Annotated in this window: 21 protein-coding genes and 1 pseudogene; 5 read left to right on the top strand and 17 right to left on the bottom strand. The window is 64.4% G+C overall.

Features of this window, described 5'->3' with window-relative positions; all coding sequences use genetic code 11:
• Positions 1–164: 164 nt before the first annotated feature.
• Positions 165–761: a heme-binding protein gene (locus tag HMI59_RS18940; protein WP_193592197.1), complete on the top strand. Its 597-nt coding sequence runs from the start codon at positions 165–167 to the stop codon at positions 759–761.
• Positions 762–770: 9 nt separating this feature from the next.
• The gene (locus HMI59_RS18935; protein WP_193592196.1) at positions 771–1,517 is read left to right on the top strand and encodes an ankyrin repeat domain-containing protein; all 747 of its coding nucleotides are present in this window, start codon (positions 771–773) and stop codon (positions 1,515–1,517) included.
• Positions 1,518–1,559: 42 nt separating this feature from the next.
• On the opposite strand, the gene HMI59_RS18930 is transcribed toward HMI59_RS18935, so the two are convergent.
• From HMI59_RS18930 to HMI59_RS18915, 4 genes are all read right to left on the bottom strand, one after another.
• Positions 1,560–2,798 (bottom strand): IS110 family transposase, encoded by a 1,239-nt coding sequence (locus HMI59_RS18930; RefSeq protein ID WP_166185223.1) that lies wholly within the window; start codon positions 2,796–2,798, stop codon positions 1,560–1,562.
• 345 nt (positions 2,799–3,143) lie between these two features.
• Positions 3,144–4,373, bottom strand: a complete 1,230-nt coding sequence (locus HMI59_RS18925; protein ID WP_193592195.1) for an acetyl-CoA acetyltransferase — start codon at positions 4,371–4,373, stop codon at positions 3,144–3,146.
• On the bottom strand, positions 4,370–5,068 hold the full coding sequence (locus HMI59_RS18920; protein WP_062094843.1) for a CoA transferase subunit B: 699 nt from the start codon (positions 5,066–5,068) through the stop codon (positions 4,370–4,372). Before HMI59_RS18920 ends, HMI59_RS18925 begins: the two co-directional genes overlap by 4 nt.
• 32 nt (positions 5,069–5,100) lie before the next feature.
• Entirely contained in the window at positions 5,101–5,829 is a 729-nt protein-coding gene (locus HMI59_RS18915; protein WP_166187830.1) for a CoA transferase subunit A, read from the bottom strand.
• Between the two features lie 215 nt (positions 5,830–6,044).
• On the opposite strand from HMI59_RS18915, the gene HMI59_RS18910 reads away from it, so the two are divergent.
• Positions 6,045–6,797, top strand: a complete 753-nt coding sequence (locus tag HMI59_RS18910; protein WP_193593827.1) for an IclR family transcriptional regulator — start codon at positions 6,045–6,047, stop codon at positions 6,795–6,797.
• Positions 6,798–6,890: 93 nt separating this feature from the next.
• On the opposite strand, the pseudogene HMI59_RS18905 reads toward HMI59_RS18910, so the two are convergent.
• Positions 6,891–7,043 (bottom strand): annotated as a pseudogene (locus HMI59_RS18905) (GNAT family N-acetyltransferase); the annotation flags it as partial.
• Between the two features lie 306 nt (positions 7,044–7,349).
• On the opposite strand from HMI59_RS18905, the gene HMI59_RS18900 reads away from it, so the two are divergent.
• Positions 7,350–8,036 (top strand): fasciclin domain-containing protein, encoded by a 687-nt coding sequence (locus tag HMI59_RS18900; RefSeq protein ID WP_062094849.1) that lies wholly within the window; start codon positions 7,350–7,352, stop codon positions 8,034–8,036.
• 97 nt (positions 8,037–8,133) lie between these two features.
• On the opposite strand, the gene HMI59_RS18895 is transcribed toward HMI59_RS18900, so the two are convergent.
• From HMI59_RS18895 to purU, 12 genes are all read right to left on the bottom strand, one after another.
• Positions 8,134–8,361, bottom strand: coding sequence for a hypothetical protein (locus tag HMI59_RS18895; RefSeq protein WP_193593853.1), 228 nt, complete (start codon positions 8,359–8,361; stop codon positions 8,134–8,136).
• A 39-nt stretch (positions 8,362–8,400) separates the two neighbouring features.
• Positions 8,401–10,422: a BCCT family transporter gene (locus tag HMI59_RS18890; protein ID WP_227471449.1), complete on the bottom strand. Its 2,022-nt coding sequence runs from the start codon at positions 10,420–10,422 to the stop codon at positions 8,401–8,403.
• Positions 10,423–10,681: 259 nt separating this feature from the next.
• The gene (locus HMI59_RS18885; protein WP_193592194.1) at positions 10,682–11,488 is read right to left on the bottom strand and encodes an IclR family transcriptional regulator; all 807 of its coding nucleotides are present in this window, start codon (positions 11,486–11,488) and stop codon (positions 10,682–10,684) included.
• Positions 11,489–11,562: 74 nt separating this feature from the next.
• Positions 11,563–12,444, bottom strand: coding sequence for a formate dehydrogenase accessory sulfurtransferase FdhD (gene fdhD, locus HMI59_RS18880; RefSeq protein ID WP_193592193.1), 882 nt, complete (start codon positions 12,442–12,444; stop codon positions 11,563–11,565).
• Positions 12,432–13,781 carry a molybdopterin molybdotransferase MoeA gene (locus HMI59_RS18875; protein WP_193592192.1) on the bottom strand — a complete coding sequence of 450 codons (1,350 nt, stop codon included), beginning with the start codon at positions 13,779–13,781 and terminating at the stop codon, positions 12,432–12,434. The genes fdhD and HMI59_RS18875 overlap by 13 nt, the downstream gene beginning before the upstream one ends.
• A 169-nt stretch (positions 13,782–13,950) precedes the next feature.
• Positions 13,951–15,168: a formaldehyde dehydrogenase, glutathione-independent gene (gene fdhA / locus HMI59_RS18870; RefSeq protein ID WP_193592191.1), complete on the bottom strand. Its 1,218-nt coding sequence runs from the start codon at positions 15,166–15,168 to the stop codon at positions 13,951–13,953.
• 138 nt (positions 15,169–15,306) lie between these two features.
• Entirely contained in the window at positions 15,307–15,402 is a 96-nt protein-coding gene (locus tag HMI59_RS18865; protein WP_201434129.1) for a heme-binding protein, read from the bottom strand.
• A 165-nt stretch (positions 15,403–15,567) separates the two neighbouring features.
• On the bottom strand, positions 15,568–17,889 hold the full coding sequence (locus HMI59_RS18860) for an FdhF/YdeP family oxidoreductase (protein ID WP_166186686.1): 2,322 nt from the start codon (positions 17,887–17,889) through the stop codon (positions 15,568–15,570).
• A 28-nt stretch (positions 17,890–17,917) separates the two neighbouring features.
• Positions 17,918–18,820, bottom strand: coding sequence for a bifunctional 5,10-methylenetetrahydrofolate dehydrogenase/5,10-methenyltetrahydrofolate cyclohydrolase (locus HMI59_RS18855; RefSeq protein ID WP_193592190.1), 903 nt, complete (start codon positions 18,818–18,820; stop codon positions 17,918–17,920).
• Positions 18,817–19,443, bottom strand: coding sequence for a cyclodeaminase/cyclohydrolase family protein (locus HMI59_RS18850; RefSeq protein ID WP_193592189.1), 627 nt, complete (start codon positions 19,441–19,443; stop codon positions 18,817–18,819). The genes HMI59_RS18855 and HMI59_RS18850 overlap by 4 nt, the downstream gene beginning before the upstream one ends.
• Before the next feature lie 108 nt (positions 19,444–19,551).
• Positions 19,552–22,044 (bottom strand): FAD-dependent oxidoreductase, encoded by a 2,493-nt coding sequence (locus HMI59_RS18845; protein ID WP_193592188.1) that lies wholly within the window; start codon positions 22,042–22,044, stop codon positions 19,552–19,554.
• 41 nt (positions 22,045–22,085) lie between these two features.
• A complete protein-coding gene (gene purU / locus HMI59_RS18840) occupies positions 22,086–23,003 on the bottom strand; it encodes a formyltetrahydrofolate deformylase (RefSeq protein ID WP_069696062.1) in 918 nt (305 codons plus the stop codon).
• Between the two features lie 133 nt (positions 23,004–23,136).
• Between purU and HMI59_RS18835 the strand changes: the two genes are divergently transcribed.
• Complete coding sequence (locus HMI59_RS18835) at positions 23,137–23,817, top strand: GntR family transcriptional regulator (protein ID WP_166186690.1); 681 nt, start codon at positions 23,137–23,139, stop codon at positions 23,815–23,817.
• Positions 23,818–23,879 lie beyond the last annotated feature (62 nt).

The raw sequence follows: 23,879 nt of genomic DNA, 5'->3' as shown, positions 1-23,879 counted from the left end.
GCGCTCTTTCCATGCTAGATCCCGCGCCCCCGCTGGTCTCTCCACCTTTTGGCTGATACGGGCGCCCAAAAGGCTGAGCGTGCGAGCGGCGGCCAGCCGATGTGGGCGGCGGTTGACCCCGGGAAACATGGAGGGGTACCCATATGGCCGACCTGAGGAGAACCATGAAGAAGTCGAACAAGATGATCGCCGCTGCTGCTGCCGGAGCGTTGCTGCTCACCGGCGGTGTCACCGCTGTGGCCAACGCCGTCGCCCCTGCTGCGCCGGCGAACGGCGTCCCCGGTGCGCCGGCGAACGTGGCCGCGAAAGTGCCGGCCGATGTCCAGCCTGCCCCGGAGAATGTGGTCGCACAGAACCGCATCACCGTGGGCGCTTCGGGCAAGGCAGTCACTGCGGCGCTCGCCAAATGCCAGGCGGACAAACTGCCGTTCGTGACCGTGGCCTTGGTGGACCGCTTCGGGACCGTCCAAGCCCTCCTCCGCGGTGACAACGCCGCCGAGCACACCATCGAAGCAGCCAAGCAGAAGGCCTACACGGCCGCTGCGTTCGGTGCGCCCACCAGTGAACTGGCCAAGCGCGTCAACGGCAACGGTCCGTCCATCGCAGACCTTCCCGGCACCCTCTTCCTGGCCGGGGGTGTGCCGCTCAAGGTGAACGGAGCCTCGGTGGCGGGCATCGGCGTCGGGGGCGCTCCCGACGGCGCCCTCGACGAAGCCTGCGCAACCGCCGGAGCCGATGCGCTGGCCGCGACCGCGAAGTAGCCTCGGAGCATGAGTGCGTGGAGCGGGCGCGGCCGGGCTGGTGGAACCGTGCCGCTGACGACCGTGCTGATTGCCGTGCTGATTGCCGTGCTCGTCGCCGGCTGCGCCCCGACTGCGCCACCTGAACCGACAAGCCCGACGGCGACCGCCTCGCCGACTGCCTCCCAAGCAGCCCCCGCCCAGGCCGGGCCGTCGAGCGCAAGTGCGGGTCCGGCGTCGTCGGCTCCTGCCCCGGCGAAACCACCAACCCTGTCCGCGGAGGCACAGATGGAAACCGACCGGCAGCTGATCCTAGCCGCGAAAGCAAACGATCCCGTCCGGGTTCGCGAGCTGATCGCTGCCGGCGGCAACGTGAACGCCAAGGACGCAATCCAGGACTCGGCATTCCTGTATGCCGGCGCGGAAGGGTTCAACGAGGTCCTGCAGCTGACCTTGGAAGCCGGAGCCGATGTCCGCAGCACCAACCGGTATGGCGGAACGGCGCTGATCCCCGCCAGCGAGCACGGGCATACGGAGACGGTGCGGATCCTGATCGCCGCGGGCGTTCCGGTGAACCACGTGAACAACCTGGGCTGGACTGCCATGCAGGAAGCGGTCCTGCTCAATAACGGCGGGCCGGGGCAACAGGACGTCGTGCGGCAACTCCTTGAGGCCGGAGCAGACCCGGACATCCGGGACCGGGAGGGCCGGACTGCCCTGCAAAACGCGGAGCGGCTGGGGTTCAAGGAGATCGCTGAGCTGATCCGGAACCGCTGAGCTGATCCGGAACCGCCCGACTAATACGAAAGTAGTGGTGGGTTAGGCGGCGGTGACCGGGGTGATGGTGACGTCGTAGCCGAGGTTGTTGAGTTGTTTTATGGCGCGGTTCTTGGCTTTGGTCGGGTTGATGCGGGTGTAGTGGTCGGCGCCGGGGTCGTTGTAGATTTCTCCGGTGCTGAGCATGTGCCAGGCTGCGGTGAGGATCGAATGTTCGACGGCGACGAGGGCTTTGTTGCGTCCGGCGCGGGTTGTGATGCGCCGGTATTTCGCGGCGAGGTAGGTGTTTTTGGATCGTGTGGCGGACATGGCCGCGGTGCCGAGCGCTGCTTTGAGGTATTTGTTCCCGGGCATGATGTGGCTGGATTTGATGTGTCCGGCGGATTCGTTGGCGCTGGGACAGACCCCTGCCCAGGACGCGAGCCGGCCCGGGGTTTGGAAGACTGCCATGTCCGCCCCGGTTTCGGCGATGATCACTTCGGCGACGCGGTGGGAGACTCCGGGGATGGTGGCCAGGGCTTCCCTGGCGTCACGAAAGGGTTCCATCGCCTCCTCGATCCGTGTCGTGAGGGTATCGATGGTTCGGGTGTGGGCGTCGATCTGGTCCAGGTGCAGCCTGGCCATGAAGGCATGGTGTGGTTTGAACCGGCCGGTCAGGGCGTCGACGAGGGCCGGGATTTTCGAACGCAGCATTCCGCGGGCCATTCCGGCCAGGACTTCGGGGTTCCGTTCACCGTTGATGAGGGCTTCGAGCATGTCCCGGGAGGAGACTCCGGTCAGGTCCGAAACGACGGAGGAAAGTTTGATTCCGGAGCTTTCAAGGAACTTCTCCAACCTGAGGATCTCCCGGGCCCGGTCGCGGGTCGCGATGGCGCGCGCCCGGGTCAGGTCCCGTAGCTCGCGGATGGGTTCGGGCGGCACGAACGAGGCCCGCAGGAGCCCGTGCGCGGCCAGTTGGGCCAGCCAGGCGGCGTCGGAGACATCGGTTTTGCGTCCAGGGATGTTCCGGGCAGCTTTGGCGTTGACGAGCATCACGGGCAGGGTTTCTTCGAGCAGGTAGAAGAACGGTTTCCAGTAGTCGCTGGTCGCTTCCATCACCACCACGGTGACATGTTCGCGTTCGAGGAACTCCCGCAGTTCCAAGATCTGATGCGTGGTCGCGCCCCAGGTCGTGACCTTTGAGGTGTAGGTCCCGGCCCTGGCGCCTGGGATCCGCACGCAGACCTTCGCGTCGCGTTTGGAGATATCCATCCCCGCGGCCCGTTCATTAACGATGTCCATCTTCTTCCCTCCAACACTGTTTGACGGTGATGACAGTGTCTGTCTCGGGGAGGACTGGGAATATTCAGGAATCTAATACTCGTGCTCAAGGGCAACAATCCACGGTTCCCGTGGAGGTCCTCCACACCACGCTGGGTCACGGACTCGCGGCACCAAGTTGGGTCGGCGTTCACCGAGACGGACAGCCCAATGATCTACCCGGAAGGCCAGAGTCCGCCAGAGCCCTGGCGAGCCACCCCGTACACTTTCCCGGCCCCACGGCGCGCCAGCGGCGCTCACACGCTGGGTCGCAGTAGAGCGCATTTTGGACGTCCAGAACGCGCTCTGCTGCGACTTACTTGGGTGCTACAGCGCCTCGAGGATGCTCACGTAATTGGCGATGCCGACGCCGCCCATGTTCTGGACTGCGCCGCGACGGGCATTGGCCAGCTGCATGTCCCCGGCGGTGCCACTGAGCTGCATGGCAGCGATGACGTGCTGCGATACACCGGTGGCACCCACCGGATGTCCCTTCGCCTTCAGGCCACCGGACACGTTGACCGGCAGCTTGCCGTCCTTGTACACCCAGCCTTCCTTGATGGCCCGGGCACCCTGGCCGCGGGGGACCAGTCCCATGGCTTCGTACATGATGAGCTCGGCGATGGTGAAGCAGTCGTGGACCTCGGCGAAGTCCAGGTCATCCACCCCGGCTCCTGCCATGGTGAATGCCCGCTCCCAAGAGACGCGCGTTGCCTCGAACTCGGTGGGGTCGCGCCTCTCTGCGGGGAAGAAGTCGTTGGCATGCCCGAAACCGGCAAGGCGAACGGCTGCGGTTGCGCCGTTGGTTTCCCTGGTGGAAAGTACGACGGCGGCGGCACCGTCGGAGACGGGCGAACAGTCAGTGCGGCGCAAGGGATCGGCCACCATCGGGTTCTTGTCCGAGATGGTCCGGCAGAACTCCACGCCGAAGTCGCGATGCATCTGGGCGTATGGATTGCTCATGCCGTTGTGGTGGTTCTTGGCGGAGATGGAACCGAGCACATCGCCCAGGCCATTCTCGAAGCCCGGACCGGCGATGCCTGAACCTGCCGTACCCGCGCCGTACCGCTTGTCGTAGTGCTTGGCCACCTCCGCGAACAGGCCGGTGAATCCCGTAGTGGACGGTTTTCCCGCCATCTCGTACGAGGCGCCCAGGAGCGCGGCCCCCACGACGTCTGCGCCGGCGTCGGTCATCTTCTCCGCGCCGATCACCAGCACATTCCTTGCCGTCCCGGCGAGCAACGCCTTGACGCCCTGTTGGAACGCGGCCGAACCGGAGGCGCACGCGTTCTCCGTCCGGGTGGCGGGGACGTTGGCGAGATCTGCCGAGAGTTGAAGCGCGAGGGACGACGTGAACCCCAGGGACTGCATGCCTGAGTTGAACTGGCCCAGGTAGATCTCGTCGATATCCTTGGGCTCAAGTCCGGAGTTCGCGATGGCTTCACCGGCCACCTGGACGATCAACGTTTCGAGCGTCTGGTCCGTGAGCTTGCCAAACTTGCTGTGGCCCCACCCCGTGAGCAGGATGTCCTTGCCAAACTGGTCTTTGAGGCTCATGCCGTAGCTCCTTCGAGGGTCTCTTCAACAGCGGTGTCCATAAGCGCCACAGCGAACTCTGCCTCGGTCTTCCCGCGGATCTCTTCCACAGTGACGCCCGGGGCGAGGCGGGTCAGCACAAGGCGCGTGCCGCCGTCGTGCGTCTCATCCGGCTCAATGTCGAAGACGGCAAGGTCCGTGATGATCCTGTCCACGCAGTTCAAACCCGTGAGGGGAAGCGTGCATTCGCGGACGATCTTGGCTGAACCGTCCTTGGCGTTGTGTTCGGTCAGGACCACGACCCGGGGTGTTCCGGCGACGAGGTCCATGGCACCGCCCATGCCCTTGACCATCTTTCCGGGGATGGTCCAGTTGGCGAGGTCGCCGCTGCCGGACACCTGCATGGCGCCCAGGATCGCAACCTTCACATGCCCGCCGCGGATCATGCCGAACGAGGTGGCGGAATCGAAAATGCTGCCGCCGGGATTGATGGTGACAGTCTGCTTGCCGGCGTTGATGAGGTCGGCGTCCTCCTCGCCTTCGTAAGGGAACGGGCCCATGCCAAGCAGGCCGTTTTCGCTCTGGAGGACCACCCGAACGCCGTCCGGGAGGTTGTTGGCTACCAGTGTGGGGATGCCGATGCCGAGGTTGACGTAGTCGCCGTCGTTGAGTTCTTCGGCCGCGATGGCGGCCATCTGGTCACGTGTCCATGCCATGGTGTGTGCTCCTTTTCTGCTTGGACGGCCGCTTAGACGGCCGCCGGGACGGCCGGGGCTTCGAGCCGCTGACGGACCGTGCGCTGCTCAATGTCCTTGATCCTGTTGCTTGCCTGGACCAGCCTCTGGACGTAGACGCCCGGGGTCACGATGTGGTTCGGATCGAGTTCGCCCAAGGGCACGATCACCTCCGCCTCGGCGACCGTCACCTTGCCTGCCGTGGCCACCACCGGGTTGAAGTTCCGGGCGGTGTAGCGGTAAATGAGGTTGCCGTCGGTATCTGCGGTGTGGGCGTGGACCAGGCTGACATCGGCGGTGATGGCGCGCTCGCGGACGTAAGTAACGCCGTCGAACTCTTCATGGGGCTTGCCTTCGGCAACCAAGGTGCCCACACCGGTCCGGGTGTAGAAGGCGGGGATACCGGCGCCACCGGCGCGCAGGCGTTCGGCCAGCGTGCCCTGCGGAGTGAACTCGACCTCGAGCTTTCCGGCAAGGTACTGCTCGGCGAAGAGTTTGTTCTCGCCGACGTAGGAAGCGATGACCTTGCGGACCTGGCCGGCCTCGATGAGGACGCCCAATCCCTTGCCATCAATGCCCATGTTGTTGGACACAATGGTGAGGTCCTTGGCGCCTGAATCGCGGAGGGCCTCGATAAGGTCCGCCGGGATGCCGCTGAGGCCAAAGCCGCCGACGGCGATTGTCATGCCGTCCGTCAAAAGGTCCTGCAGCGCTTGGGGCGCGTCGGGATGGATCTTGGACATTCCGGACTCCTCTTTGAGTGGGTGATCCACTTTGTGGACGTTAGTGTTGTGGCTTCCGAGCCTAGGAGCGGTGCCTTCGTGTGGCAATAGCCGGAAGCTTGGGCGCCTCACGCTGTGGACGCTAGACTGAAAGCTGTCCATAATGTGGACGAAATCTCAAGGAGAGTCCATTGGCCGCACACACCGTTCCCGCCGTTCCCGTTCAGGGTGCCCAGGTGGTTGGCAGGGTCGCTGCCCTGTTGAGGCTCGTCGGCCGCAAGCCGGAAGGCATGTCCTTGGCAGGGCTGGTCCGCGAGTCCGGACTGACCCGGCCAACTGCGTACAGGCTGCTGACGTCACTGGCCGCGGAGGGCTTGGTGGAACACGAGGAAGCCACCGGAAAATGGGTCCTGGGACCTGAAGTTTTCCTGCTTGGGTCCGTGGCCGCTGCCCGGTTTCCCATGGAGGACATTGCACGGCCGTCCCTGCGGCGGCTCGCGGCGGAAACCGGGGAGAGTGCGTTCTTCTCCATAAGACGCGGCAACGAGACGGTGTGCGTCCTGCGGGAGGAAGGTTCCTTCCCCGTTCGGTCATTCGTTTTGCATGAAGGCGTGCGGTTCCCGCTGGGGGTGGCCTCGGCCGGGACGGCGATCATGGCATTCCTGCCGGAGGAGGAACAGAACGTGCTGCTCACGGACTGGGAAGCGCACGCCGGCGACTTTGCGGCCGGACATCCTGCCGGGGTGGTTCGGGAGAACCTGGAGAAGACCCGGCTGGCTGGTTACTCGGTAAACCCGGGGCTGGTCCTTGAGGGGAGCTGGGGGATGGGGGCCGCTGTGTTCGATCCCCAGGGACGTCCGGCGTGGGCGCTTTCCCTGACCGGAATCGAACCCCGGTTCAGGGGCGACCGCCAGGAGTTCCTGGGCAAGCTCCTGCTCGAGGAAGCTCACCGGATGACGTCACGGTTGCAGCGCTCCGCCCCCAACTAGGTCGCATTAGTGCGCGTTTTGGACGCTCAGAACGCGCAGTGCTGCGACCTACTTGGGGAGGCGGGGTAGGTGGGGGTGAGCGGGACGGGGTTGTTAGGCGGAATCGAGGTTCAAGCGCATCAGGACCCTCGGGAAGCCGTTAAGGACGGACGTGGTTTCAGCGACCTTCGTGAAACCCGCCTTCTCGAAAAGCCTTCGTGTGCCGACGTACGCCATGGTGAGGTCCACTTTGCTGCCCCTGTTGTCCCGTCGTCGAACACCGTGGCGGGCCGCACTTCGATTGACATCAGCCCATCCTGTCACCGGCATGGGCGTTTAGCCATAGTCGTGCTGGATGTGGGGGAGGGCGCCGGGCCCGGACCTGACGTGGGAAAACAGGTGAAAGAAAGTAACCTTTGAAATTTTTTCAATCCGCACCCATCCACCCGGACATCACCTCCGAATAGCTGATGAGACACAAACAAAACCGGAAGAGCGGAAGCGACGCCGGACCGCCCGTGTCCCACACCCGAATGGACCCAGCACCAGGTTCCTCAGAGCAAGGAGAATGACATGTTGTCCACCAAGCGCCCCGCCCTCGCCTTCGTTGGCCTCACCGCAGCCGCCCTCATGGGACTGACGGCCTGTGGTGGTTCGAGCACCTCCAGCTCCCCCTCGTCCTCCGCGGCCCCGGAGACCTCTTCCATGGCACCGTCGCCATCAGCGTCCGCCAGCGAATCGATGGGTTCCAGCGCAGCCATGGATCCCGCCAGCAACCTGGTCGGACCAGGTTGCGCCGGCTACGCCGCCCAGGTTCCCGACGGCGCAGGTTCGGTTGCGGGAATGGCGCAGGATCCCGTTGCCGTGGCCGCCTCCAACAACCCGCTGCTCAAGACCCTGACCGCCGCGGTATCCGGCAAGTTGAACCCCAAGGTGGATCTCGTTTCCACGCTGAACGGCAGCGAGTTCACGGTCTTTGCTCCCGTTGACGACGCGTTCGCCAAGATTGACCCCGCTACGATCGAAACGCTCAAGACCGACGATGCCCTGCTGAGCAAGATCCTCACCTACCACGTAGTCCCCGGACAGCTGACCCCGGACCAGGTAGTGGGAACCCACAAGACCGTCCAGGGCGGCGAAGTGACGGTGGGTGGCAGCAAGGACGCCCTGACCGTCAATGACGCCAACGTCATTTGCGGTGGCGTGCAGACTGCCAATGCCACGGTCTACCTGATCGACTCCGTGCTGATGCCCAAGTAAACCCCTCCACGAACGAACAGGGCGGGTGCCGGAATTCCGGCACCCGCCCTGTTGCTGTCTCTATGTTGGCCCCGGGTTTATGTCCCGGGGCAACGGCCTACCTTCCCAGGTCGCTGTCCACGTAGGAACCTGGCCGTGAGTGTTCCGAGCCGCACGGGCACCCGCCGCTGAGCTCGATGCGCACCGTCACGGGGTTGGCTGAATCAACGGTGAACGATACCTGGTCCTTGGAATCCTTGATGACGTGGAGGGTGCTGTGCGCCGGGGAAGCGCCGGAGGCCGCGGAGGCGCCTGAAGCCACGGAGGCCAGGGAGGTTGAGGTCATGGTGTGACACCTTACTGCTGGTAGTTGGGGGAGTGTTCGCTACTTGTCTTCAGGAGACCGCGGCGTGCTGTCAACGGTTGGGATGCTGCCGGTAGGCGTACCGCCGGGACAGTCCGAATCCGGGCAGGTCTCCGCGCATTCGTGCTTGGTGACGAGGTCGAACTGGACACCGCGGTGCTGTTCGACGCCGGTGCGGATGGCCCGCTCCACCACGGAGGTTGCGAGCCGACGCCGGAGCGACAGGGGATCGCGCCTGAGGTCCTTGGCGAGCGCGAAGCAAAGCAACAGCATGACCAGGATGAACGGCAGGGCGGCCACGATGGTGACCCTTTGGAGGCCGGACAAGGCTTCCGAGGGTTCATCACCGCCGGCAAGCAACATGACAGCTGCTACTGCACCGGTGAGGGTTCCCCAGAAGATCACTACTCCGCGCCGCGGGTGTTCGGCACCGTTGGAGCTGAGGGATCCCATGACGATCGAAGCCGCGTCGGCGCCGGTGACGAAGAAGATCGCCACCAGGACCATGGCCAGCGCGATGACGCCCACAGTGAGCCACTCGGGCATGCCCAGGTTCTTGACCAGATCGAAAAGGGCGCCGTCGAAGTTGATGGAGGGGGCGCCGTCGACCATTGTCACCAAGCCGGGAGTCCCCGCCTTGTCTGCTTCCTGCTGGACGTGGAAGGCAGCGCCGCCGAAGATGCAGAACCAGATGACGCTGACGATGCTCGGTACCAGCAGGACGCCGGTGACGAACTGGCGGATGGTACGGCCACGGCTGATGCGGGCGATGAACAGGCCGACGAAGGGCGTCCAGGAGATCCACCAGGCCCAGTAGAAGATGGTCCAGCTGGTCATCCAGCTGCGCAGGGCGTCATCTCCCACTGCTTCGGTCCGGGAGGACATCTCGGCCAGGTCGCGGGCGTAGTCGCCTACGGCGGACGGGATGAGGTTGAGGATGAAGAGCGTGGGGCCGGCAACGAACACGATCACGGCCAGGACAACGGCCAGGACCATGTTGATGTTGGACAACCACTGGATGCCGCGGCTGATGCCGGACACGGCCGAGGCCACGAAGCAGAATGTCAGGATGGCAACGATGACTACCAGGACGGGGGTGCCGACTTCGCCCATCCAACCGTTGGATGTCAGGCCGCTGCCGATCTGGAGGGCACCGAGGCCGAGGGAAGCTGCCGTGCCGAAGAGCGTGGCAAAGATGGCCAGGATGTTGATGAACTTCCCGAGGGGTCCCTCCACCATCCGGATGCCGAACAGCGAGGTGAAGGCCGCGGAGACCAGTTGCTTCCGGCCAAGGCGGTACGTGCCATAGGCCATGGCGATGCCGACTACTGCGTACATCGCCCAAGGGTGGAGCGTCCAGTGGAAAATCGAGGTGGCCATGGCGGTCTGGATGGCATCGGGCGTACGGCCATCCACAGTGCCGGGCGGAGGCGAGATGTAGTGGAACAGCGGCTCGGCAACTCCGTAGAACATGAGCCCGATGCCCATGCCGGCTGCGAACATCATCGCTACCCAGGAGATGGTGCGGAACTCGGGCTTTTCGCCATCCTTGCCCAGCGGGATGTTGCCGAACTTGCCCAAGGCAAGCCACAGCACGAAGATCACGAAAAGCGAGGCGAGAACCATGAACAGCCATCCCGTGTACTCCATGACCCAGTTGAGGGCTCCCTTGGAGGTTTCGGAGAGGCTGTCCCTGCCAACAAATCCCCAGACCACGAAGGCGACGGCGATGGCGCCTGTGATTCCGAAGGTGACTTTGTCGAGGGTAAGTTTGCGGTTCCGGCGGGCTGAGACGGCCTGCTCGGTCTTGGCGTTGCGAAGTTCCTCCAGGATCTGTTCGTACTCTTCAGAGTCGGGGAGGGTTTCTGCCGTGCCTTCCTCGGGGTCGAGGACTGCGGGGTTTGATTCATCGGGGGAGACGCTGATGACTTCATCAAGCGTTTCCCTGGTGGAGGGCTCCTTGTCAGCCGGAGTTTCAGCCGGCGTATTGTCTGCCGGTAACTCTTCTGGTGTCAGGGATTTTGTGTCACTGCTTATAGCCATGAGCGGGTCCTTTGCTCGGCGAGTCATGGGCTTGCGTTTCTACGAGGCCCGGTTGTGGGACCGATTCCGGATAACGGGGCGGATTGCTACCGGACTGGGGCCGGTGAGCGTTCCGCAAGAATCAACAACATTCGCGTTATGCAACAGAGTGCGCCCCGTCACACCCGAAAGTCAAGCACTTTCGCTTCTTTGACGCACATTGATATACCAGTTGGCTTTGAGCTGGAGTTATGCAAAAAGGCGTTACGGACGGCCGGAATTACTGGTGTCGGTAGCCCATCTTGGCGCTGATGGCGAGGCCTGCCTCGCGGAGCCCCTCGATGAGGCCGGGCTGGTCTTCGGGAGCGAAACGGAATGCGGGGCCGGAGATGCTGACGGCCGCAATGACGGTCCCCACATGGTTGAAGACAGGCACGGCAATAGCGGTGAGGCCAATCTCGAATTCCTCATGCACTATCGCGTAGCCCTGGCGTGCAACATCGTGGAGTTGCTTCTCAAGCTCTCCACGATTGGTCACCGTCCGGGGCGTGCGGGCAGGCAGGCCCACTGCCTTGAAGACCTGGGTTCGCTCGTCCGCGGTCAACGCAGCCAGGAGCACCTTCCCGCTGGACGTGGCATGGAGGGGCGTGAGGCTGCCAACCCAGTCGTAGGTGGCCAGGGTGGAAGGACCCATGGCCTGGTCCACGTTGACGGCGTAGTTGGAACGCAGCACGGCAAGATTGACGGTTTCCTTGTACTCACCGGCGAGGGCTTCCAGGACTTCGCGGGCCTCGTGCACCACGCTCAGCCTGCCGGGAATGGAGGAGGCCAGGCGCAGGATGCCGAACCCGAGCTGGTACTTGCCACGTTCGCTGTTCTGGCGGACCAGCTCCCGGGTGACCAGTGAACCCACCAGCCGCGACACCGTGGACTTGTGCACGCCCATTTCCTCGGCGATCTCGCTGACGCCGGCATCGCCCTTGCGGGCGAGGATCTCCAGGATCTGGAGCGCGCGGTCCACTGACTGGACGCCTCCGCTTTGGGTCTCTGCGTCATTGTCGATGTCCGGGTTGCTGCGTGCGGCCATGGTCACATCCTAGACTGGCCCGTCACGGGGCCGGCGTTGGGGCCCGTCCCGGGGCCGGTCCCGGGTCCAGGGGATCAGGGACTCACGGTGGCCTCCTCAAGGCCCGTGCGGACCGGGAGGCCCACCCGTTCCCTGCCGGCGTACACGTTGAGGCTGCGTCCCCGGCTGAAGCCCACCAGGGTCAGTCCCGTTTCGACCGCGAGTTCCACTGCGAGGCTGGACGGGGCGCTGACCGCTGACAGGACGGGGATCCCCGCGAGGGCGGCCTTCTGGACGAGCTCAAACGACGCCCGCCCGGAGACCTGCAGGACCAGGCCGGACAACGGCAGCAGGCCCTGCCTGAGCGCCCAGCCCACCACTTTGTCCACCGCGTTATGACGGCCCACGTCTTCACGCAGGCACAACAGTTCCGGCCGGGAGCCGTCCACCTTGAAAAGACCAGCGGCGTGGACTCCGCCGGTCCTGTCAAAGACGGCCTGCGCGTCCCGCAGCCGTTCGGGCAGTTCGGCCAGCACGTCCACAGGCACTTGGAGGGCGTCCTGCGATGCGTCGAAATGGATGGTCTTCCGGACAGCTTCAATGGAATCAGTGCCACAGATGCCGCAGGAGCTGGAGGTGTAGACGTGCCTCATGGTGTCCGGCAAGGGAACGTCCGGCCGGAGCTGTGCTTCCACCACGTTGAAGGTTTGGACGCCGTCCCGTTCGCCCGCGCAGAAGCGCAGGGACACGAGTTCGGCTTGGTGGCGGATAATGCCTTCAGACACCAGGAACCCCGCCACGAGGTCGAAGTCGTCGCCCGGAGTCCTCATGGTCACGGAAAATGACGTGCCGCCCAAACGGATTTCCAGCGGCTCTTCGGCGGCCAGCACGTCTTCCTTGAACCGGATGGGGTGCTCGGCACCGGTCCCGTCCAGTTGGAAACGGTGGATCTTCCGGCGTTGCGTCATGCGTGCCATGGGGCGTGCCTTTGTTCGTTGGTGACAGGCCTGTCCGTGAACTGCGGTGGTTGGACCCACGGCAGTGGCATGACCTGCACAGCGTGGCCGGCCTCGACCCCCTGGGGCGGCACCGCCATGATTCCGTCTGCCCATGCGAGGCCACGCATCATGCCGGGGCCGGTGTGGGAGGCCGGGATGGCCAAGCCGTGGACAAAAGTGCAGGGGACAAGCCGGGTCCTGCCGGAATCCGGCTCGAAATCCGCGCCGGAGGTCATGATCACGGTGTCGGGCGGCTGCCGGTTGCCGAGGGTGGCCAGCAACGGTTCGCCGATGGTGATGAGGGCAACCATGGCCGCCAGCGGATTCCCCGGCAGTCCGATGATGAAGCGGCCATCCGGGAGCGCGGCCAGCACGGCGGGGTGGCCGGGCCGCATGGCGATCCCGTCAAGCAGCAGGCGCCCACCCAAGGCCTCAACCACAGTGCGGAAATGATCGGTCCCGGACTTGCCGGTGCCGCCTGTGGTGATGATGACATCCGCCGGTTGGCCGCTGCCTGCACCCGCCGCGCTGCCCGTATCGCCCAGGGCAGCACCGCCCAGGGCGGCCAGCCACTCTTCATAGGAGTCGCCGATCCTGCGCTGCCCGGACGGAACGCCGCCAAGCCGCGAAATGACGGCGGCAAGCTGCGGCCCGAACGTATCGCGCACCTGTCCCGGCGCGGGCTCACCCGAAGTGACCACTTCCGAACCCGTCAGTACGACGGCGACCAGCGGCTTGCGCTGCACAGCCACCTCGTCGTGGCCTGCTACGGCGGCGAGTGCAATGTGGGCGGGGTTCAAAAGGGTTCCCGCGGGAATGAGGACATCACCGGCGGCTGCTTCCTCACCAGCCGGACGGATGTGGCGGCCGGGAGATACCTCGCCCGGTTTCGCTTCGGGAATGAGGAGGAGATTCCGGGCGCCCCGGGCGTCCCCGGCCAGCATTCCGCTTTCCTTCCGGAGGATGGACGTTGCGCCCTCGGGGACAACGCCACCCGTGGCAATGGTGCTTGCCTCGCCCGGGAAAAGCCGGGTGCCGCGCTCAACCAGGGTGCCGCGCTCAACCAGAGCCCAGGGGCCGGAGCCGCTGACCGCCCACCCGTCCATGGCCGAGGACGCATAATGCGGAATGTCCTGGCGGGCCCTCACCTCCAAAGCCAGGGCACTTCCGATGGCCTCTGCAAGCGGTACCAAAGCAGCTCCGAGGGGACGGGCACAGTCAAAGGCCGCCTGGCGCGCTTCGGGCCACGTAGCTCCGTGGTTCTTTTCGCAGGACCCGTTGGCTGTAGAAACGTCGGAGACTTCCCGGACAAGCATGGATCTCCATCTCCTGGGTTGGATCAAGGGCGGTGCCTGACGACTCCCTGAAAGTCGTTGCCTGACAACTGCCAAAACCGTTAAAAAATGCCTTAAAAACGGACGCCGGGGGCGGCCGGCCTTCCCGTTGTGCCGTGCCGCCCCCGGTATCCGGGCTGACGTACTGGTGCTAGGCCTTCACGTAGCCGTTGGGGTTCAGTACGAACTTTGTTGCTGCACCGGCGTCGAATTCGGCGTAGCCGCGGGGTGCGTCTTCGAGCGGGATGGCCTTGGCGTTGACTGCCTTGGCGATCTGTACCTTGTCATGCAGGATGGCCATCATGAGCTGGCGGTTGTACTTCATGACCGGGCACTGGCCCGTGGTGAAGGACAGGGACTTGGCCCAACCGGTGCCCAGGGACAAGGACAGGGAGCCGTGCTTGGCTGCCTCGTCGATTCCGCCGGGATCGCCGGTGACGTACAGGCCCGGGATGCCGAGCGCGCCACCGGCCGTAGTAATGTCCATGAGCGAGTTCAGCACCGTGGCGGGTGCCTCGTGCGAGGCGTCCTTGCCGTGTCCGCGGGCCTCGAAGCCCACGGCGTCAATGCCGGAATCGACTTCAGGAACGCCCAGAATTTGCTCGATCTGGTCCTTGGGATCGCCTTGGGAGACGTTGACGGTTTCGCACCCGAAGGAGCGCGCCTGCGCCAGGCGATCTTCGTTCATGTCGCCCACAATCACGACGGCGGCACCGAGCAGTTGGGCGCCGACGGCAGCAGCGATGCCCACCGGACCGGCACCTGCAACGTACACGGTGGAGCCAACGCCCACGCCCGCGGTGACGGCACCGTGGAAGCCGGTGGGGAAGATGTCCGAGAGCATGGTGAGGTCCATGATCTTTTCAAGGGCCTGGTCACGGTCCGGGAAGCGCAGCAGGTTCCAGTCCGCGTAGGGGACCAGGACGTATTCTGCCTGGCCTCCCACCCAGCCGCCCATGTCCACGTAGCCGTAGGCGCTGCCGGGGCGGTCCGGGTTGACGTTGAGGCAGATGCCGGTTTTCCGTTCCTTGCAGTTCCGGCAACGGCCACAGGAAATGTTGAACGGCACCGAGACGATGTCGCCCACCTTGATGAACTCGACGTCGGGTCCCACTTCAACCACTTCACCGGTGATTTCATGGCCCAGCACCAGGTTCTTCGGCGCCGTGGTGCGGCCACGGACCATGTGCTGGTCCGATCCGCAGATGTTGGTGGTCACGGTGCGCAGGATGACGCCGTGGGGCACCTTCCTGCCGACGTTGGCCGGGTTGACGCCCGGTCCGTCCTTGAGTTCGAACGTCGGGTACTCGGTGTCGATGATTTCAACGACGCCGGGTTCCTTGTAGGCGACTGCTCTGTTTCCTGACATGAACACTCCTTGGACAGTTGGTGTTGCGGGAACTATGGGGTCCAACTGCCCGAAAGCGATGCTTCGATGAGGAATACCTCCCCAGGTTTCAGGCCACCGAAGCACCGTTCACGGGCAATTGGACTACTACAGGGCCGGCTAGGCGACGCCTTGGAGTTCGACGGCAGCGCCGGCAGAAGCTACCGTGTGGTCGTTTTCCACAGTGCTGCCGCTGACGCCGATTGCGCCGATCACTAAACGGCCTCAGCGTGGGCTTGGGTGATATCAGACAATGCTTCTCCTTTGATTCATGTCTGGTGGCACGGGCGAGGTACGGAAAGTCCAGTGATATCTTTCGTCTAATCCAAAAGATATATCAGTCACATACTATGACAGTGGTCACAGCATGTACAGCTTTTCCTAACTCCTTTCGAGCCTGATGATGACCGATTTTGACGTGGGGGTGCCGCTGGTGTCGGCCACCGAGTCCAAGGGAACCAGAACGTTGGTTTCCGGGTAGTAAGCGGCGGCGCAACCCTTGGGCGTTGAGTAGGAAACGATGCGGAAGTTCTCCGCGAGTCGATCGACCCCGTCGAACTCGGAAATCAGGTTCACCATGTCCCCGTCCGCGAAGCCGAGTTCCCGGATGTCGGCTTCGTTGATGAGGACCACCCGGCGGCCGCCGTGGATGCCCCGGTAGCGGTCGTCCTTGCCGTAGATGGTGGTGTTGTACTGGTCATGCGAGCGGAGGGTCTGCAGGACCAGGCGGCCGGCCGGAATCTTGATGTATTCCAACTCGTTTCCCGTGAAGTGGGCCTTGCCCGAGGCAGTATCGAACTTCCTGGCATCGCGGGGCGGGTGCGGGAGCACGAAGCCGCCGGGGTGCTGGATGCGGTCCTCGAAGTTCTCGAAGCCGTCAATCACGCCTTCGATGTGCTTCCGGATCAGGGTGTAGTCGTCCCTCATGGAGAGCCAGGCCGCACGGGGTGCTCCCGGCAGCGGGTGGCCTTGGGCATCGGTGAACAGGCGGTGCGCAAGGTTGCAGACGATCGCCACTTCGGAGTGCAGGTGCTCGCTGGCGGGCTTCAGCCGTCCACGGGAGGCATGCACTGCGCTCATGGAATCTTCCACTGTGACCCGCTGGTCGCCCGTCACCTGCGTGTCCTTCTCCGTCCGGCCCAGCGTAGGCAGGATGAGTGCGCGGCGCCCGGTGGACAGGTGGGAGTGGTTCAGCTTGGTGGAGATCTGGACGGTCAACGCCGTGTTGGCCAGCGCGTCCTCTGTTACCTGTGAGTCCGGGGCTGCGCGGACGAAGTTACCTCCCATGCCCATGAAGAACCGGACCTTGCCATCGCGCATGGCCCTGATGGCAGCGACGGTGTCGTAACCGTGAGCGCGTGGGGAAAGGAACTCGAACTCATGGTCCAGGCGGTCGTGGAACTTCTCCGGCATCTTCTCGAAAATGCCCATGGTCCGGTCACCTTGGACGTTCGAGTGCCCTCGAACGGGGCAAACGCCGGCGCCCGGCTTGCCGATGTTGCCTTGGAGCAGCAGGACGTTCACCACGTCCCGCAGGGTGGGCACGGAGTGCTTGTGCTGTGTCAGCCCCATGGCCCAGCAAACGATCGTGGCGTTGGAGGCGAGGAGCCGTTCGCCGGTGGCCCGGATCTGCTCCAGGGTCAGGCCGGTCGCTTCGACGATGTCGTCCCACTCAACCTTCTCGAGGTAGCGCAGGTATTCGTCGATGCCCACCGTGTAGTTGTTGATGAAATCGTGGTCCAGCACGGTGTCCAGGCCGGGAGTTGCGCGGCCTCCCGCTTCGGCTTCGAGGAGGTATTTGCCGAGCCCCTGGAAGAGGGCCTGATCGCCGCCCGCGCGGATCTGCAGGAAGTCGTCGGTGAGCTTGGTGCCGGTAACGACGCCCTTGACGTGCTGCGGGTTTTCAAAGTGCAGCAACCCGGCTTCGGGAAGCGGGTTGACGGAGACAATGATCGCTCCGTTCTTCTTGGCCTTTTCCAGCGCGCTGAGCATGCGCGGGTGGTTGGTGCCCGGGTTCTGGCCCGCGACGAAGATCAGCGACGCTGTTTCCAGGTCGGCGAGGCTCACGGAGCCCTTGCCGATGCCGATTGTCTCCACGAGGGCCGAGCCGGACGATTCGTGGCACATGTTGGAACAGTCCGGCAGGTTGTTGGTGCCCAGGCCGCGGACCAGGAGCTGGTAGACGAACGCCGCTTCGTTGGACGTCCGGCCCGAGGTGTAAAACACCGCCTGGTCCGGGTTGTCCATGCCGCGGAGTTCCTCGGCCATCAGGTCGTAGGCGTCGTCCCAGCTGATGGGCTTGTAATGGGTGGCGCCTTCTTCCAGGACCATGGGGTGGGTCAGGCGTCCCTGTTGTCCCAGCCAGTAGTCGTCGCGGGTCTTCAGCTCAGCTACGGAGTACTTGGCGAAGAATTCGGGCGTGACCCTGCGCCGGGTGGCTTCCTCGGCCACTGCCTTGGCCCCGTTTTCGCAAAACTCCGCCGCGTTGCGCTTCTCGTGTTCCGGCCAGGCGCATCCCATGCAGTCGAAACCATCCAGCTGGTTCACGGCCATCAGCGTCTGCGCGCTGCGGATCGGTCCCATCTGCTCGAACGAGATCTTCAAGGCATTGGCAACGGCCGGGATACCCACGGCCTTGGTCTTGGGTTTGGTGACGGTCAGCTTCGACTCGTCGATGTTTTCACGGGGGGCTTTGGAAGCCATGTGATCTTCCCTCCAGATCAGGAAATGGTCAGGCGGCGCCGGCAGGTACAGGCTCGACGGCGGGTACGGTGCCGCCGGTAACACGTGCCTGCCGACGGGCGGCTTCGGTGGTGTGCAGCAGCAACAATGCCGTGGTCACCGAGCCTACGCCACCCGGAACAGGCGTCAAGGCCGCTGCGACGCCGCTGACGCTCGCCTCGTCCACATCGCCCACCAGGGAACCGTCGGGCAGGACATTCGTGCCGACGTCCACCACCACGGTCTTTTCCGTCACGTGGCTGCCGGTCAGCAGTCCGGTGCGGCCGGCGGCCACTACCACGACGTCGGCGGGCCGCGTGAACGGCTCCAGCGCACCTGAGCGGGAGTGGCAGACGGTGACGGTGGCATCCTTGGCGAGCAGCAGCAGCGACAGCGGCTTGCCCACCACGGCGGAACGTCCGACGACGACCACGTTGCGTCCCGCCGTCGGAACCTCGAAGTGGTCCAGAAGCTCGACGACGGCCCGCGCTGTGGCGGGCGCGAAGGCCGGCTGCCCCACGGCCAGGCGACCGAGGCTCAGGGGGTTGGCGCCGTCGATGTCCTTTTCGGGGGCGATGAGCCCGACCAGGCTGTCCGCGCGGACACCCGAAGGCAGGGGAGTCTGGAGGATGATGCCATGCACCGAGGCCTCCGCGCTGAGGTCACGGAGCACGGCGGCCAGGACCTGTTCGGTGGCGTCGTGGCCGAGGTCCACGATCCGGCAGTCGATCCCTCCACGTTCCGCGGCGCGTTCGATCGACCGGACGTACCAGTGGGTTGATTCGTCGTCGGTAGCGACCACGACGGCCACCGTGGGACGGACTCCCTGGTTATCCAGGGCGTGGGCCTCTTCCTGGGCGCGTTGCCGGATAAGGCCTGCAAGCCCCTTGCCGGACAGCACTTCTGCACTCATGCGAGGATCCTTTCGCGGACGCGGCGGGACAGGGTGTCAGCGGCGAGGACCACCTTCTCTTCCAGCCCGTCGGTCTGCCCGGCAAGGCGGGTCCGGGTGGCATCGTCCTTGATGGCCACAAGGTTGATGTCGATGTTGATGCGTGCGGTGGTGGCAGCCGCCCGGGCTGCGTCGGCGGCAGCGGCGACGTCGCTGATGACGTTCGGGTTGGCCGCTTCGAAAAGTTCAGTGGCGAGGTCCACGATCTCGCCGGCAAGCTTGATGAGCTGGGCGGGCGTTTGCGCGGCCTGGACCAGGGCAGCATCGATCGCCGCTTTCTTCGCGGTCTTGAGCTCCGGGGTATCGGAAGGAAGCTTGTAGGAGTCGATGACCCCTTGGAAGGCGTGTTCGTCGGCATCGGCCAGCCGGAGCGCTTCGGTGCGGTGGTGATCGGCGCTGCTGGTGATACGTGCAACCAGTCCTGCATGCTCCGCGTACTTCTCACCCGTGGTGTAACGGGCGACCATGGCCACCAGTGCGGCACCTTGGGCAGCATGCAACGCCGCAGCCGCTCCGCCGCCTGGTGTGGGTTGGCGGGCGGCGAGCCTGGCCAAATAATCGTTGACTGTTTCTGAGCTGATCATGTGTCTTCCTGGGCTGGAGAAAGATGGGGGACAGACAGCGGCCCGGACCCGGTTGCGAGGGATAGGGTCCGGGCCGCGTGTCTTGGAAGCCGCGGGTGCGGCGGGGGACTAGCCCCGGAGCCGGCTCATGGTGGGGTCGTACAGCGGATCCTCGGTGACGGTGGCCTGGATGCGGCGGCCGAAGTACTCGATCTCCACCGAATCACCCAAGGACACTGCGGACGGGAGGTACGCATACGCGATCGGCTTGCGAACCGTGTAGCCGAACGCCGCGCTGGTGACGTAACCCACCGGCTGGTTCTTGTAGAACACCGGTTCCTTGCCCAGCACCAGGCTGCGGCCGTCGTCGACCGTCAAGCAGCGCAGGCGGCGGGCGGAGCTTTCCTCGCTGCGGCCCTCCAATGCTGCCTTCCCGACGAAGTTCTCCTTGGCCATCTTGACCGCGAAGCCGAGGCCGGCCTCGAAGGGGTCGTGCTCCGTGGTCATGTCAGTGCCCCACGAACGGTAACCCTTCTCGAGGCGCAGCGAGCTGAAGGCGGCGCGGCCCGCGGCGATGACGCCGAACGGCTGGCCGGCCTTCCACAGCGCATCCCACAGGCGCTGGCCGTTGTCCGCGCTCGTGTAGAGCTCCCAACCGAGTTCGCCAACGTAGGACAGTCGCATCGCCGTGACGGGAACGCCACCGATCACCACGTCCTTGGTGCGGAAGTAGCGCAGGCCGTCGTTGGAGAAGTCGTCGCTGCTGATGGTGCTGACCAGGTCGCGGGCCAGCGGACCCCACAGGCCGATGCAGCAAGTGCCGCCGGTGGTGTCGCGGACCTGCACCCAGTCGCCCGCGCCGCCGTTCTCCGTCTGATGGCGGGCAGCACGCTCAAAGTAGGCGGTGTCGATGTTGCCGTTGGCGCCCAGCTGGAAGGTGTTCTCATCAAGGCGTGCAACGGTGATGTCGCTTCGGATTCCGCCGGCGTGGTCCAGCAGGAGGGTGTAGGTAACTGCTCCGGGCTTCTTGGCGAGATCGCCGGTAGTGAGTTCCTGGAGCAGCTTAAGGGCGCCGGGGCCGGAAACTTCCAAGCGCTTGAGCGGCGTCATGTCGTACATGGCCACTGCCGTACGGGTCTTCCAGGCTTCAGCAGCCGCGATCGGGGAGCTGAACATTCCGGACCAGGCGTCGCGGGCCGGCGGCTGCCACTCGTCCGGCATTTCCTTCAGCAGTTCGGCATTGGCCTCGAACCAATAAGGACGCTCCCAGCCGGCGCCTTCCAGGAAGTAGCCGCCCAACTGCTTGTGGCGGGCGTGGAAAGGGCTGACGCGGAGGTTGCGCGGAGAAAGCTTGGGCTGGAGCGGGTGCAGGACATCGTAGATCTCCACGAAGTTCTGCTGCGAGGTTTCGCTGACGTACTCGGGGGTGAGCTGGACTTCCTCGAAGCGGTGGATGTCGCAGTCGCCCAGGTCGATCTGCGACTTGCCGTCAACCAGGACCTCGGCAACGGCGCGGGCGATGCCTGCGGAGTGGGTGACCCACACGGCCTCAGCCACGTAGAAGCCGTCCAGTTCCTTGGACTCGCCCACCAGGGAACCGCCGTCAGGGGTGAAGGAGAAGATGCCGTTGAAGCCGTCTTCGATTTCGCTTTCACGCAGGGCCGGAAGGATCTGCTTGGTGGCTTCCCACGCCGGCAGGAAGTCCTCAAGGGTGAAGTCGAGGCGGGAAGGCATGTTGTGTTCGCTGATGCTGGAGGGCTCGTACTTGCCGAGTTCATCCAGGTCCACGGGCATGGGCTTGTGTGCGTAGGAACCGATGCCGTAGCGCTCGCCGTGCTCGCGGTAGTAGAGGTCCTGGTCCTGATGACGGAGGATCGGCAGCTGTGCACCGTTGGGCAGTTCGTTCTTGCCCTTCTGGGCGGGAACCGGGGTGGTCTTGACGTACTGGTGGGCCAGGGGGAGCAGCGGAACTGCCATGCCGATCATCTCGCCGATCTTGGCGCCCCAGAAGCCTGCGCAGGAGACGACGATGTCGGCCGGGATCACGCCGTCGGCGGTCTGGACGCCGGTGACGCGGTGGCCGGACTGTTCAATGCCGGTCACTTCCGTGTTGCCGAGGTACTTCACGCCGGCAGCTTCGGTGCGCTTGATGAGCAGCTGGACGGCACGGGCGGCCAAGGCGAGGCCATCGGAGGGAACATGGAGGCCGCCCAGGATGTCGTCCTGGTTGATCAGCGGGTAGAGCTCCTTGCATTCCTCGGGGGAGAGGATGCGGCCCTCAATGCCCCAGGACTGCGCGTAGCCAAGCTTGCGCTTGAGGTCGGCAAGACGGGTTTCCGTGGTGGCTACTTCAAGGCCGCCTACCTGGTTGAAGCAGCTCTGGCCATCTTCGGTCAGGGACAGCAGCTTCTCCACCGTGTACTTGGCGAAGAGTGCCATGCTCTTTGACGGGTTGGTCTGGAAGACCAGGCCCGGAGCATGCGAGGTGGAGCCTCCGGGCATGTTGAGCGGACCCTGGTCCAGGACCGTGATGTTGTTCCAGCCGCGTTGGACTAGTTCGTCGGCGAGGTTGGTGCCGACGATGCCGGCTCCGATGATGACAATGCGGGGCGTCGATGCCATGAAAGTTTTCTCCTGCTGTAATTCGGGCGTGGGCGGGCTGGTTAGCGGAAGACGACCGTGCTGGTCCGGTCCAGAAGCACGCGGTGTTCGCAGTGCCAGCGGACGGCGCGGGAAAGTGCGAGCGCTTCCGCGTCCTGGCCCACGGTGGAAAGTGCCGTGGGGCCGTAGCTGTGGTCCACCCGGATGACTTCCTGCTCGATGATCGGGCCCTCGTCCAGGTCCGCGGTGACGTAGTGTGCCGTAGCGCCTACCTGCTTCACGCCACGATCGTAGGCCTGGTGGTAGGGGCGTGCACCCTTGAAGCCGGGGAGGAAGGAGTGGTGGATGTTGATCGCGCGGCCTTCCAGCTTGCGGCACAAGTCATCTGACAGGACCTGCATGTAGCGGGCAAGGACCACGAGGTCAGCCTCGTATTCCTCCACCAGTTCCAGCAGCCGCGCCTCGGCCTCGGCCTTGGTGTCCGGGGTGACCGGAACGTGGATGAAGGGCAGGCCGGCTGCCTCCGCCATGGCACGGTGGGTCTCGTGGTTGGAAACAACAGCCACCAGCTCGCCGCCGAGGCTGCCTCCGCGCCAACGGAAGATGAGGTCGTTCAGGCAGTGGCCGAACTTGGAGACCATCACCAGGACGCGCTGTTTGGTCTGGTCATGGAAGCTGAACTTCATGTCGAAGCGCTCTGCGATGGAGCGGAACTCTTCTTCAAGCTGCTCCGGTGAGTAGCTCTGCGGGCCGGAGAACGCAGTGCGCAGGTGCAGCGTCTGGCGAAGGCTGTCATCGAACTGCTGGTGCTCTTCGATGTTGAAGCCGCGCTCGAACAGGAACGTGGTGACCGCATGCACGATTCCGGGCTGTTCGACGCACGACAGTGTGAGTACGAACTTCTGCGCTTGCTCGTCCTTGAGCTGCCCGCGTTCCGCCGGAAGGGTGCTGAGGTGAGAGTCTGAAGCCACGAGGGTCATATGTCCTCCTTAGGTAATTCCCTAGATATATTCCTGAATTACGTACTGATATATTAGGATTGGATTCAGCGTATACTGGACCTTGGAACGAGGTCAATAGGTTTTTTCGGAACTGTGGAAGGAGCTCGGCACTGTGGCAATTCAAACCTTGGCGACTGTAGAAGACGCAGGCAGGAAGTCGCTTGCGGACATCGCTTACGAAAGCGTGCGCGACCGCCTCCTGACGCTGGACATCAAGCCGGGCGACCTCCTCAATGATGACCAGCTGGCCAAGGAGCTCGGCATCGGGCGCACGCCGGTGCGCGAGGCCCTGAAGCGGCTGGAGCTTGATCGCCTGGTGGTGACGTACCCGCGACGCGGCACTTTCGCCACCCGGGTGGAGGTCACTGACCTTGCGTTCATTTCCGAGATCCGGGTGCAGTTGGAGCCGGTCGCCGCAGCGCGGGCGGCCCGCGTGGCTACCCCGGCGAGCAGGGACTACCTGCGCCAAGTTGTCCGGGAAGTTGAAGCCTTCGACATCAAGGCCGCCTCCGTGGTGGAGACCTTGAAGCTGGATGCCCGCGTGCACCAGGGCATCTACGCTGCAGCAGCCAATCCGCACCTGGAAGACGTCCTGATCCGCTACGACAACCTGGCCACGCGGATTTGGTGCATGGTGCTGGACCGGCTGCCCAACCTTGAGCGGCACGTGCATGAGCACGTGGATCTACTGCAGGCAGTGATCGACGGCGACGAGCACAAGGCGGCAGAGTTGGCGCGGACGCACGTGAGTGAATTCGAGCAGGCGGTGCGTGAGGCGTTGTTTGCAGCCTGACGTGAACGGGTTGTCCGCCCGGCCGCAAAGCGCCTTGTTGACGCGTGCGATTTCCTCCTTGC

Source organism: Paenarthrobacter sp. YJN-5, assembly GCF_015040095.1.
GTDB classification, from domain to species: Bacteria; Actinomycetota; Actinomycetes; order Actinomycetales; family Micrococcaceae; genus Arthrobacter; species Arthrobacter ureafaciens.
Note: the sequence above shows the minus strand (reverse complement) of the source record. Positions and strands in the feature narration are given on the sequence as shown.

Bases quoted from the DNA above. Each gene is read 5' to 3' on its own strand.
- HMI59_RS18940 (WP_193592197.1), top strand. From the start codon at position 165: ATGAAGAAGTCGAACAAGATGATCGCCGCTGCTGCTGCCGGAGCGTTG.
- HMI59_RS18935 (WP_193592196.1), top strand. From the start codon at position 771: ATGAGTGCGTGGAGCGGGCGCGGCCGGGCTGGTGGAACCGTGCCGCTG.
- HMI59_RS18930 (WP_166185223.1), bottom strand. From the start codon at position 2,798: ATGGACATCGTTAATGAACGGGCCGCGGGGATGGATATCTCCAAACGC.
- HMI59_RS18925 (WP_193592195.1), bottom strand. From the start codon at position 4,373: ATGAGCCTCAAAGACCAGTTTGGCAAGGACATCCTGCTCACGGGGTGG.
- HMI59_RS18920 (WP_062094843.1), bottom strand. From the start codon at position 5,068: ATGGCATGGACACGTGACCAGATGGCCGCCATCGCGGCCGAAGAACTC.
- HMI59_RS18915 (WP_166187830.1), bottom strand. From the start codon at position 5,829: ATGTCCAAGATCCATCCCGACGCGCCCCAAGCGCTGCAGGACCTTTTG.
- HMI59_RS18900 (WP_062094849.1), top strand. From the start codon at position 7,350: ATGTTGTCCACCAAGCGCCCCGCCCTCGCCTTCGTTGGCCTCACCGCA.
- HMI59_RS18895 (WP_193593853.1), bottom strand. From the start codon at position 8,361: ATGACCTCAACCTCCCTGGCCTCCGTGGCTTCAGGCGCCTCCGCGGCC.
- HMI59_RS18890 (WP_227471449.1), bottom strand. From the start codon at position 10,422: ATGGCTATAAGCAGTGACACAAAATCCCTGACACCAGAAGAGTTACCG.
- HMI59_RS18885 (WP_193592194.1), bottom strand. From the start codon at position 11,488: ATGGCCGCACGCAGCAACCCGGACATCGACAATGACGCAGAGACCCAA.
- fdhD (WP_193592193.1), bottom strand. From the start codon at position 12,444: ATGGCACGCATGACGCAACGCCGGAAGATCCACCGTTTCCAACTGGAC.
- HMI59_RS18875 (WP_193592192.1), bottom strand. From the start codon at position 13,781: ATGCTTGTCCGGGAAGTCTCCGACGTTTCTACAGCCAACGGGTCCTGC.
- fdhA (WP_193592191.1), bottom strand. From the start codon at position 15,168: ATGTCAGGAAACAGAGCAGTCGCCTACAAGGAACCCGGCGTCGTTGAA.
- HMI59_RS18860 (WP_166186686.1), bottom strand. From the start codon at position 17,889: ATGGCTTCCAAAGCCCCCCGTGAAAACATCGACGAGTCGAAGCTGACC.
- HMI59_RS18855 (WP_193592190.1), bottom strand. From the start codon at position 18,820: ATGAGTGCAGAAGTGCTGTCCGGCAAGGGGCTTGCAGGCCTTATCCGG.
- HMI59_RS18850 (WP_193592189.1), bottom strand. From the start codon at position 19,443: ATGATCAGCTCAGAAACAGTCAACGATTATTTGGCCAGGCTCGCCGCC.
- HMI59_RS18845 (WP_193592188.1), bottom strand. From the start codon at position 22,044: ATGGCATCGACGCCCCGCATTGTCATCATCGGAGCCGGCATCGTCGGC.
- purU (WP_069696062.1), bottom strand. From the start codon at position 23,003: ATGACCCTCGTGGCTTCAGACTCTCACCTCAGCACCCTTCCGGCGGAA.